Below are 10327 nucleotides of genomic sequence, written 5' to 3'. Positions count from 1 at the left end.
TGGATAGTCTGGTTTGGGTGCTTCTGCAATGTCTGTATCTAGAAATTCGGCAGTTCAGCGACTCAGACAGGAGAATTTGTTATGTAAGTGATTCAATACGGGAGCTGTCTTGCGATAAACGGAGCAAACGACATACTGGTCGACGCTGAATTCCCTCCACACAGACGATAAATCGGTACTACTCGAATTTGTCACAGTACCTGGTCGGCTGTCGACGACCCATTGTGTTTACTACCGCCCGAGAAGCACTGTCTCAGTAGCTTCGTGTTCCACAATTACACTCTGCTGCGTTGGATTGGTCCTGAATCCACAATTGGCAGGGGAACCACTATGATTCACGAAACGAACCAGATACAGTCCGATTGAGACGGCAATAGGCCAGTTTTGGCCGTCTTTTAAACTGTATGCTGGTATATCGAAAGTGTCTGTCGACCGTGAAACCACAACCATGTTGCTTCGTCCTGATGAAAAGTGGTTATGGCGGCTGCGAGGACACGCGCGACGCTATGGGTGATTTTGGCGTCCGCGACGCTGACGGTGATGGCCGGGCGATTCTCGGACCGATCGTACCGGCGATCAAGTCGAGCCTCGGCGTCTCGGAGTCCCAAGCGGGACTCATCATCATCACGACCCACGGCGTGCTCATCGTCCTCGTGAGTCCGTTTGCGGGCGCGCTCGTCGACCGGATCGGCCCGCGCCGACCGTTTATTGCTGGCCTCCTGCTGTAAACAATCGGCGGCGGGGCTGGGGATCGATTCGTTTCTCCCGTTGTTGGCCTCGCGGGCCGTCCTCGGCGTGGGCGTCGCGCTCGTTTACACTAGGATCACGGTTCTGATCTACGAACTCTACGAGGGCCAGCGGATAAACCGTGCACTAGGATTGCGGAGCAGCGCGAACAGCGTCGGTGCAGTGATCTGGCCGCTGGTCGACAGCGCGCTCAGCATCCTCTCGTGGCAGGCACCGTTCGGCGTCTATCTGATCGCACTCCCCCTTGGCTTGCTGGCGATCATGACGATTCCCGAGACAGGAACACGGAGTCGACAAACGGAATCGCAAGCGGGGATCGCTGGCGTCGTCAGCGTTATTCGTCGACAGCCTGCCCTGCTGTCGGTGTATCTGCTGTACTTCGGGGCAAATGCCCTGTTGTACAGCATCGTCGTCTTTTAGCTGAAAAGTAGGGTGCTAAGCCCCCTTCCTCAAGGAGCGAACGGAGTGGAGTGAGCGAGTAGGGAGGGGATACAGCACCCACACGGGACGCAAACGCCCTAATCACTACCATTAATACAACCAATTTCGAATAGTTTGACAAGTCGCATGGAATACAGTCCACGATTCCGCTTGTTGCCCACCGAGGAGCAACGCGAAACGATGGACTGGACACGAAACACCGTGCGACAAGTCTACAACCACGGACTCTACCGATTCAACCAAATCCTAGAATCCGCTGGAACCGTGAAACAACGAGTCACCAAAATCCGAGACGAACTTCCCGAACTCAAAACGTGGTGGACAGACCTGAAAGACGTGTACTCGAAGGTCTTGCAAACTCATATCGAGCGAATCGCTCGAAATATCACCAACCTCGGGAAGCTCAAAGCGAAAGGGTACAACGTTGGCTCGTTGAACTGGAAGAAACCACGAGAGTTCCGCAGTTTCACCTACAACCAATCAGGCTTCAAACTCGACCAAAAGAGTGGCCCAAATGGGCGTGGATTGCTGTATCTCTCGAAAATCGGCTGGATTCCAATCCGCCTCCACCGAGACATCCTCCAAGACGCCGAAATCAAAGAGGTGACTGTGAAGAAAGAACCCACTAGTGCGTGGTATGCGTCGTTCTGCATCGATGTGAAAGAACCCAAGAAACCAGCAATTGAATTACTGTCTGTGGACGACTGTGTGGGTATTGACCTTGGTGTTCTCAACTACATCCATGACTCAAACGGCGTTGTCGTTAACCGACTTGACCTGTCCAGCGACCGGGAACGCCTCGAACGCGAGCAACGAGCGTTGTCTCGCAAAGAATACGAGTCGAACAATTGGGACAAACAACGCCTGCGAGTAGCGAAAGTCCATACTCGGATGAACGAGAAGAAGTGGGACTTCAAGAACAAACTCGCACACTACTACACGACTGAGTGTTCAGCAGTGTTCCTTGAAGACTTGAACGTCAAAGGAATGCTCGAAGGCCCGCAGAACGCTCGGAACAAGGCTGAGTCTGGGTGGCGTGATTTCATTACTATTTTCCAGCATCACGGCAAGAAGAACGGGTGCTACGTAGTCACGGTCAAACCAGAAAACACGACGTTGGACTGTGCATCTTGTGGAACGAGCGTGTACAAGCCGTTGTGGATTCGAGAACACTCATGCCCGACGTGTGGGTTTGAAACGGATAGAGATTGGAATGCGGCACTCAACGTCCTCAACAAGGGACTCAAGAAACTAGGAGTGGTTCACTCCGAAGCAACGCCTGTGGAGACTGCGACCGCTGTATCAACTGACGGTGGCGAGTATTCGTCCATCGTTGTCGATGCAAGTCGCGTCACAGAAGCAGGAAGCCCCGCCCTCAAGGAAGCAACGCAAAGCGTTGCTGAGTAGGGTGGGGTAGTTCACCCCTCGCTGTTGGAAACCGTATGGATTTCTTCCTCGTTTTCGATCAGCCTCTATCTCGCTGCCAACGGGCTGGCCGGTGGGATCTCGGCGGCAGGCTACGACCGACTCGTCAGTCGGACGAGGAGGACCGTTCTTGTTGGGGCGGCGCTCGCGCTCTGGGTCATCGCTTTCGTTGGAGCGGCGCTCGCGTCGACGGCACTGACCGCGATAGCGTCTGTCATCGCCTTCGGTCTCGGGTTAGGGCTGGTGTTTCCCTCGGCGTTTGCCTGGATCGAGGCGCTCGCGCCCGTCGACCGTCAGGGCCAGTTCAGCTCCTACCTCGCCTCGGCAGGATATACGGGTCAGTTCCTCTCGCCGGTCCTGTTCGGGCCATTGGTACCACTGTTCGGTGTTCGGGGCGTCTTCGCTGCGGCCGCGATAATCCCGGTCGGCGGCCTCAGCGTGATAGCCGTAGTCGGTCGACAGTAACAGCGATAGGGAGTCAATCGGCGGTATGTTCGGCCTCGAACTCCACGTCAAGACAGCCGCAGGCATCGAGTTCGGGGTCGAAACAGTCAGGACACTCGGGCTTGCGGTCGATAATCGTATCCAGCCGTTCGGCGACCGTGCCGTCGATGACGCTCTCTAGCTCCCTGGCCTCCTCGCGGAACTCCTCGACGTCCAGTACGTTCACGAGAAAGCGCTCGATGATGCAGTAGGTCTGGAGCGCATCGCGTGCGCGGACGATTCCTTCGTCGGTCAAGCTGACACCCTTGTATTTCTCGTGTTCGGCCAGCCCACGGCTTTCGAGTTTGCCGATCATTTCGTTGGCGCTGGCCGGGCTGACGTCCAGCATGTCAGCCACGCGGCCGGTGGCGGCGGGGTTGTTGTCCTGCTGCTGGATGAGATAGATCGCTTTGAGATACTGGTTCGCCGTGTTCATTCGCGTTGCTCCATAATTGTGGTAACTTCCTCGACGCCATCTCGTTCTTCTTCTCTGAGTCCGCGAAGCACATCGAGCAGCCGTTCGCGGTCGACCGAAAACTCGACGTCACTCGCTTTTATCGCCTCGATCAGGTCGTCGTAGAACTTGTAGGCGGTCTCCTCGTTGCAGAGTTGGTCGTACAGCACGCCGTCGAAATCGTCTGGTTTGGTCTGGCCGTAGCGCGCCTCGACGAGCGTTTCGATCTCATCGAACGGGACACTGTCGACGGTCAGCCCCTCGATGAGCGTTTCGAGTCGCTTGCGGTGGTCGGCGGACTCCTCGGCGGCGTGCGAAAGGAGGTCTTCGATCTCGTCGTCTAGCGTGCGTTCCTCCTCTGCGAGCGACTGGTAGTGCCGGGAGGCCCGCGCCTCGACAACCTCTTCGAGGACGATCCCGATCTGGAGCAGCCGCGCGAGCTGTCGGTCCGACTCGACCTGCTGGCCGAGACTCACGGATGTCCTCCGTCCGATACTCCTGAATTCATATCTCCCTATCAGCGCGTCGGTAACTTACGGTTTTCCCTCTCTGTGTGCGCAACCATAGGTCGATTTGAATCTCACCGGTCGACATCGTTATTTGTGATCACCACAACAGACAAATTATGATATGTATTTTTCATTCAAAACGTGGCTTTGTCACAACTACTCAGCTACGCTTGATTCTCAGGCGGAGGCGTTAATGTATGGCTGATCAAGAACTCGCCCGCGATCTTGGCTTTATTGAGGCGTACACGCTCGGCTTAGGAACGATGATCGGGGCCGGGATTTTTGTGCTTCCGGGTATCGTCGCCGAAACGACCGGGCCAGCCAGTATGATCTCGTTTGCCATCGGTGGGATCGTGGCACTGCTTGCGGCGCTTTCGCTGTCGGAGTTGGCGACCGGGATGCCGAAAGCGGGCGGCAGCTACTACTACGTTAACCACGCCCTCGGCAGTTTCTTCGGGACGATCGTCGGCTGGGGGATGTGGGCCGGGCTGATGTTCGCCAGCGCGTTCTATATGCTCGGTTTCGGCCAGTATCTGACAAACCAACCCTCGGATGCGCTCTCGGTCATCCTTGCGGGGTTGGCGATGGCCGCTGTCCTTGTCGCGGTTAACTACCGCGGCGTCAAAGAAACCGGCTCGCTACAGAATGTTATCGTCATCCTCCTTATTGGAATCATTTTCGCGTTCATCGCCATCGGCCTGCTCCGACTCGATACCAGCCTCTTGACGCCGTTTGCCCCCGCTGGCTGGGGAGCGGTCGGCGCGACCGCCGGAACGGTGTTTGTGACCTTTATTGGGTTCGAGGTGATCGCAACCAGTGCCGAGGAGATCAAAAACCCGGGCCGGAACCTCCCGCTATCGATGATCGCGGCGGTCGTGACGCCAACAATTCTCTATGTGTTCGTGATGTTGATAAGCACCGGAATCCTCCCGGTTTCGGAGCTGTCGAGTTCTGAGGTTCCGGTTGCAGATGTCGCGTCGGTCGCCGCCGAAGCGATCTTTGGATCGATCACCCTTGCTGACATCACTATCAGGTTCGCGGATATTGGCTCGCTAATGATGATCGCCGGAGCGATCCTGGCGACCGTTTCGTCGGCCAACGCCTCGATCCTCTCTGCAGCCCGGGTCAACTTCGCGATGGGTCGGGACAAGATCCTCACCAACTGGCTCAACGAGATTCACAACCGCTATCAGACGCCGTACCGAGCCATTCTCGCGACGGGAGCCATCATCCTCCTGCTCATCGCTGGTCCGCTCCCGATTGCGACGCTTGCCGACGTGGCGAGCTTCATGTTCCTCATCACCTACGGACTCGTTCACATCGCGGTGATCGTGCTCCGGCGGGCGGACCCGGCCGACTACGAGCCGGATTTCGTGATTCCGACCACACTGTACCCGATTGTCCCGATTCTCGGATTTATCACCTGTGTGGCGATCATGTTCCAGATGGCGCGGGTGGTCCAACTGATCGGGCTGGGAATCGTTCTCGTCGGGATCGGCTGGTACGTCTTCTACTCGAAGGACAAGGCGCTGTCGACGACACTGATCGGCGAGGCCGTCGCCCCGTCAGAGTCGACTGCCACGGCCACCGAGAGCGACGAAACCTACCGGGTTGTCGTCCCCGTCTCGAACCCTGACACCCAGCGTCCACTCATCAAATACGCGGCCGCGAGTGCGGCGAACCGCGAGGGCCCAACCGAACTGGTCGCAGTCAACGTGATCGAGGTCCCGCCACAGATGTCGCCCTCACAGATCGAATACGAAGAACAGCGGGTCGACGCCCAGCAACAACTGCTCGGGAACGCGCGTGACATCGCCACTGATCTCGATATCTCTGTTCGAACCCGCGCTATCGTCGGCCGGGACGCGAGTGATATCCTCCTGTCGGTGATAAACGAAGAGGCTGCGAATCACGTCGTGCTCGGCTGGGCTGGCGAGCGTAACCGACGGGACATCCTCTTCGGGTCGACCATCGACCCCGTGTTGGAACGGGCTTCGTGTGAGGTCACCCTCGTGAAAGATCCGAGCGAACAGCCAGGCGATATCGTGACGCTTGCCGGGAGCGGACCACACGCGGTGGCCTCGGCAACCAGAGCGAGCGAACTCAGCCGTGCGTTTCCCGAGACATCGCTGTCGCTGCTGAACGTGCAACCGACGGTCGAAGGGGACGAAGACCGCGAGCCGGAGGCAGACGGGCGCAAACTCATCGACTCGATGGCCACAGAGATCGGACTCGGCGAGGACGAATACGAGCAACAGGTCATTGTGAGCGACGATGTTCGCAAGGCGCTGATCGAGACGGTGAAAGGGTACCAGACGGTTTGTGTCGGCGCGACAGGAACCAGTACCGTTGCACAGGCACTGTACGGATCGATCCCACAGCAGATCGTCAACGAAAGCGAGGGGACGGTCCTGATGGCACGGTCGGAGAACCGCACGCCACGAACGTTCCGACAGGCACTCGTCGAACGACTCGGCGGCAATCCGACAGCCGCCGAGCAGTAAGGCTCCTGGATAGTCCCGTTGGGCCGGGCTACTGATCGGCTTCCAACGGCAGCGAGACGACAGGGACGACGGGATCGGTGACGAGTTTTCTGGTCATATCGCCCGCGAGTAGTTGCACGATCCGACTACCGCCACGCGCACGGAACGCGACCGCTTCGGCATCAGCGTCGACGGCCGCCTCAAAGATCGCGTCGACCACGTCGGTCCCGTAGACGATCTCAGTCTCGACGGTGACTCTGCTCTCAAGCGTCGAGCCGACCTCCGAGAGGATCTCAAGGCCGTCCTGTTGGCGTTTCTCCAGCGGGGCTTTGTCGGGTGCGCCGCCCGCCTTTTCGATGACGTGTATCGCGGTCACCTGCATGACCGAATCGAGATGCGGTTCGAGTGCAGCACACGTCGCGCGCGCATCTTCAGCCGACGCAACCGGGATGAGAACGTGTTTGAACTGTACCATATCGGTACTTTCCTGTGGAATTGATATAAAAGGAGTCGTCGCTCGACTGCTCTGGCGTGGTACCGACCGAACAATCGGTCGACGAGCGATCGTTGCTGTGGGCGTTCGGCCAGCAGGACCGAGGAATCGGCCGCTTTGGGGTTCACCAATAACGATACAGTTTAAATCAGCCGATTGAAAACCCGAGACAAATGTATATCGTCATCGTCGGCGCGGGCGATATCGGAACCTCACTCATCGCAACGGCGACCGCAGGCTCCAACGAGGTCGTCGTCATCGAACGCGACGCCGACCGCGCCGAGCGGGCATCGAAACAGTACGACTGTCTCGTAATCAATAATAATGCAACCTCGAAAGAGGTCCTCGAAGACGCTTGCGTCGACCGAGCCGACGCACTCATCTCGACGACTGATCAGGACGCGACCAACATCATGGTCTGTCTGCTGGCCAAAGAACTGGCAGTGCCGCACATCGTCTCGGTCGTCCACAATCCCGAACACATGAATCTGTTCGAGCGGATCGGCGTCAACACGATGGAAAACCCCCAGAGTCTCATCGCCGAATATCTCTATCGAGCAGTCAAGCGCCCCTCGGTCGTCGACTTTATCCACATCGGCGAGCGGGCCGAAGTGTTCGAAATTCTTGTTAAATCGGACGGTGCTATCATCGGCAAAACACTCCAGGAGGCCAACGAACAGGGACTTATCGGAGACGAGATGCTCATCGTCGCCATCGAACGCGACAGTGCTGAGCGACCGATCACCCCACGCGGGAGCACCGTCATCGAGGAGGGTGACGTCGTCACGGTGTACTCGGCAGACGGCGTGACACCCGACGTTACAGACATGTTCGGCCATGCCGAGGACGAGTAGTATGCCGAGACGGACCAGTGGCCTGCTGCCGAGGGACCTCCAAACCATTCTTCGGGACATCGGCTCGCTGCTGTTGATTGAGGCGGCACTGATGACGATCACTGGACTCATTGCCGTCATCTTTCAGGAGTGGTATGCCGCACTCGCCTTCGTCATCGTCGGTGGCGTGACTGCGGGCGTCGGCGGGGCGGCAAACCGACGCTTTGCGGATGCTCCGGCCCCACGAATGAAACACGGCATGGTCATTGCCGCCGGTGGCTGGTTTCTGGTGGCGGCCTTCAGCGCGCTGCCGTTCTTTCTGGCAGCGTGGATCACCCCGCCAGCGGTGATGGATACGTTCGTCCCCGCTGGCATGGACACGAGCACGTGGGAGCCGATTCGGGTTGGTGGGACGACGACGCTTTCGAGTCTGGCCTACTTCCGCAGTCCGCTCCACGCCTTTTTCGAGTCCATGAGCGGCTGGACTGGCAGCGGGCTGACGATGGCGATCCACGAGCCCTCTTTGCCACGGTCGATCCAGTGGTGGCGCTCGTTCATCCAGTACGTCGGCGGCGTCGGCGTCATCGTTCTCACCGTCTCGATCCTCTCGCGGCCCGGCAGCGGGAGCTATGCACTCTACCAGAGCGAGGCCCGCGAAGAGAAGATACACCCGAGCGTCGTCTCGACGGTCCGGACCGTCTGGAAGCTCGTGGTCGGCTACACCGCGTTGTCGTTCGTCCTCTTGTTCGGCGCGATCCTCGGCAGCCAAAGCAGATATGCCGAGTCGCTGTCGACCACCGAAGCCGCCTGGCAGGCGCTCAACCACGCGATGACAGGGCTGACGACCGGTGGGTTCTCGGTCACCGACAACTCGATTACGACCTACAACTCCCCGCTGGTCGAGTTCGTCTTGCTGCCTATCATGATCCTCGGGGCCATCGCGTTCCCGGTCCACTACGTCGTGCTCCACGACCGAAATCTCCGTGAACTGATCGAGGACCTCCAGACACGATGGCTGTTCGTCCTACTCGTTGGGGGCGTGATAGTGCTCTCGGTGCAGAACGCGCTGACGGTCCCGGTGGTCTCGGACGCGTTTTCGACTACCGCGTTCCACCCCGAGCCAGCCCAACTGCTCGGCCCACAGCAGACGGATGCGATCCGCGATTCGACGTTCCAGTGGATCAGCGCGTTGACCTGTACGGGCTTTCAGTCCGCGCCGATCGGCCGCTGGGTCGCTGGAGCGAAAGTGATGGTGGTCGGAGCGATGGTGATGGGCGGGGCAGCGGGGTCGACCGTCGGCGGCATCAAGATCATTCGTGGCTACACCATCGGCAGGGGGGTCGTCTCGCATTTTTCGCGTGTGTTTCTCCCCCCGAACGCCGTGATCACCGCCCGGATCGGCAACCGGGTATTGGACCACGAATCGCTGGATCGAGAGTTCAGCGAGGCCGCGATGGTTACGCTGTTGTGGGTGATCCTGCTGGTGGTCGGGAGTCTCGTCCTGATCAATAGTTCCGGTCCCGACGTCAGCTACGCCGACGCGCTGTTCGAAGTCGCCAGCGCCCAGGGCAACGTCGGCCTCTCGACGGGGATTACCGGCCCCACGATGAACCCGTTTGCCGAGGGAACGCTGGTGCTCAATATGTGGGTCGGTCGACTGGAGATCATTCCGGTCCTCGTATTTGTTCGGTCCGCACTGTACGGACTCAACCCGTAAGGTCGAAGCCACTCATCGTGATCGGTATATGACTCACAAACACCGTTTACTGTTCATCGGGGAGGACCTCCCCAATAAGCGTCCAGTACACTTTTGAGCCACTGTCTGGCGTCGACCGCTCACGGACGTGATAGAGATACGGGCCATGTAGACTATCATCAGAGTCGTCATCAGCGAGCGTCTTTTTTACAACCTCGGTGAACCCATCATGTTCGGTGACGTGAAGGATCTCTTCTCCGGGGGCTGGCTCGACGAGTGGTCCCGGTTCCTCCTGAAACTGGAGTCGTTCTTGGGCGTAAATGATCGCCGTCCGGAGATCTTGTGCAGAGAGTTGATCCAACTCCGAAACAAGTGCCTCGGACAATCCTTCTGGCGGAGTCGGTTCTGTCTCAGAGTGAGTCATATGTTACCAATGGTGTGGAGAGTATTTGATTTCTTTCCTACTCCAATAGATTACTAAAATGTGAAAGAACTGTTAGTTCGGTGTGAGTCGCTGTCTGGTAGGAAATAACGATTGACAAAGATGTTCTAACAACGAACTACCCGGTTCAAATTGTGTACTGGTTTTGAGACAGTGATTACCCACCGAACAGCCGGTCGACTAGCAACCGTGTCTCTGGTCGGTCGGCCAAGAGCACAGAGCAGTCGACCTCGTTGAGCACCTCGAAGTCCAGCGAGCCGCCGCATTGTATCGGGGCGTTTTACAGAAACCTAGCACTACTTCTGGGGTTTATTCTACTAA

11 protein-coding genes are annotated in these 10327 nt (G+C 58.0%); 7 read left to right on the top strand and 4 right to left on the bottom strand.

Annotation, left to right across the window (positions count from 1 at the left end):
• Positions 1-506: 506 nt before the first annotated feature.
• From O2S87_RS08775 to O2S87_RS08760, 4 genes are all read left to right on the top strand, one after another.
• Entirely contained in the window at positions 507-728 is a 222-nt protein-coding gene (locus O2S87_RS08775) for an MFS transporter (protein ID WP_475408415.1), read from the top strand.
• Positions 664-1167 carry an MFS transporter gene (locus O2S87_RS08770; RefSeq protein WP_475408414.1) on the top strand — a complete coding sequence of 168 codons (504 nt, stop codon included), beginning with the start codon at positions 664-666 and terminating at the stop codon, positions 1165-1167. Before O2S87_RS08775 ends, O2S87_RS08770 begins: the two co-directional genes overlap by 65 nt.
• Before the next feature lie 147 nt (positions 1168-1314).
• Entirely contained in the window at positions 1315-2595 is a 1281-nt protein-coding gene (locus O2S87_RS08765; protein ID WP_475408413.1) for an RNA-guided endonuclease InsQ/TnpB family protein, read from the top strand.
• A 24-nt stretch (positions 2596-2619) separates the two neighbouring features.
• Positions 2620-3078: an MFS transporter gene (locus O2S87_RS08760; RefSeq protein WP_475408412.1), complete on the top strand. Its 459-nt coding sequence runs from the start codon at positions 2620-2622 to the stop codon at positions 3076-3078.
• A 13-nt stretch (positions 3079-3091) separates the two neighbouring features.
• Here the strand turns inward: O2S87_RS08760 and O2S87_RS08755 are convergent, their stop codons facing one another.
• Complete coding sequence (locus O2S87_RS08755; RefSeq protein WP_475408411.1) at positions 3092-3532, bottom strand: metal-dependent transcriptional regulator; 441 nt, start codon at positions 3530-3532, stop codon at positions 3092-3094.
• Positions 3529-4026 carry a ferritin-like domain-containing protein gene (locus O2S87_RS08750; protein WP_475408410.1) on the bottom strand — a complete coding sequence of 166 codons (498 nt, stop codon included), beginning with the start codon at positions 4024-4026 and terminating at the stop codon, positions 3529-3531. Before O2S87_RS08750 ends, O2S87_RS08755 begins: the two co-directional genes overlap by 4 nt.
• Before the next feature lie 230 nt (positions 4027-4256).
• Between O2S87_RS08750 and O2S87_RS08745 the strand changes: the two genes are divergently transcribed.
• Positions 4257-6563: an amino acid permease gene (locus tag O2S87_RS08745; RefSeq protein WP_475408409.1), complete on the top strand. Its 2307-nt coding sequence runs from the start codon at positions 4257-4259 to the stop codon at positions 6561-6563.
• Positions 6564-6591: 28 nt separating this feature from the next.
• Here the strand turns inward: O2S87_RS08745 and O2S87_RS08740 are convergent, their stop codons facing one another.
• The gene (locus O2S87_RS08740; RefSeq protein ID WP_475408408.1) at positions 6592-7017 is read right to left on the bottom strand and encodes a universal stress protein; all 426 of its coding nucleotides are present in this window, start codon (positions 7015-7017) and stop codon (positions 6592-6594) included.
• Positions 7018-7208: 191 nt separating this feature from the next.
• Here O2S87_RS08740 and O2S87_RS08735 point away from each other — a divergent pair, with 191 nt between their 5' ends.
• Together O2S87_RS08735 and O2S87_RS08730 are read left to right on the top strand one after the other, a co-directional pair.
• The gene (locus tag O2S87_RS08735; protein WP_475408407.1) at positions 7209-7889 is read left to right on the top strand and encodes a potassium channel family protein; all 681 of its coding nucleotides are present in this window, start codon (positions 7209-7211) and stop codon (positions 7887-7889) included.
• A gap of 1 nt (position 7890) precedes the next feature.
• A complete protein-coding gene (locus O2S87_RS08730; RefSeq protein WP_475408406.1) occupies positions 7891-9585 on the top strand; it encodes a TrkH family potassium uptake protein in 1695 nt (564 codons plus the stop codon).
• Positions 9586-9631: 46 nt separating this feature from the next.
• Here O2S87_RS08730 and O2S87_RS08725 read toward each other — a convergent pair whose 3' ends face one another.
• The gene (locus O2S87_RS08725) at positions 9632-9988 is read right to left on the bottom strand and encodes a hypothetical protein (protein WP_475408405.1); all 357 of its coding nucleotides are present in this window, start codon (positions 9986-9988) and stop codon (positions 9632-9634) included.
• Between the last annotated feature and the right edge of the window lie 339 nt (positions 9989-10327).

It is taken from the genome of Halohasta sp. A2 (genome assembly GCF_056175805.1).
Note: the sequence above shows the minus strand (reverse complement) of the source record. Positions and strands in the feature narration are given on the sequence as shown.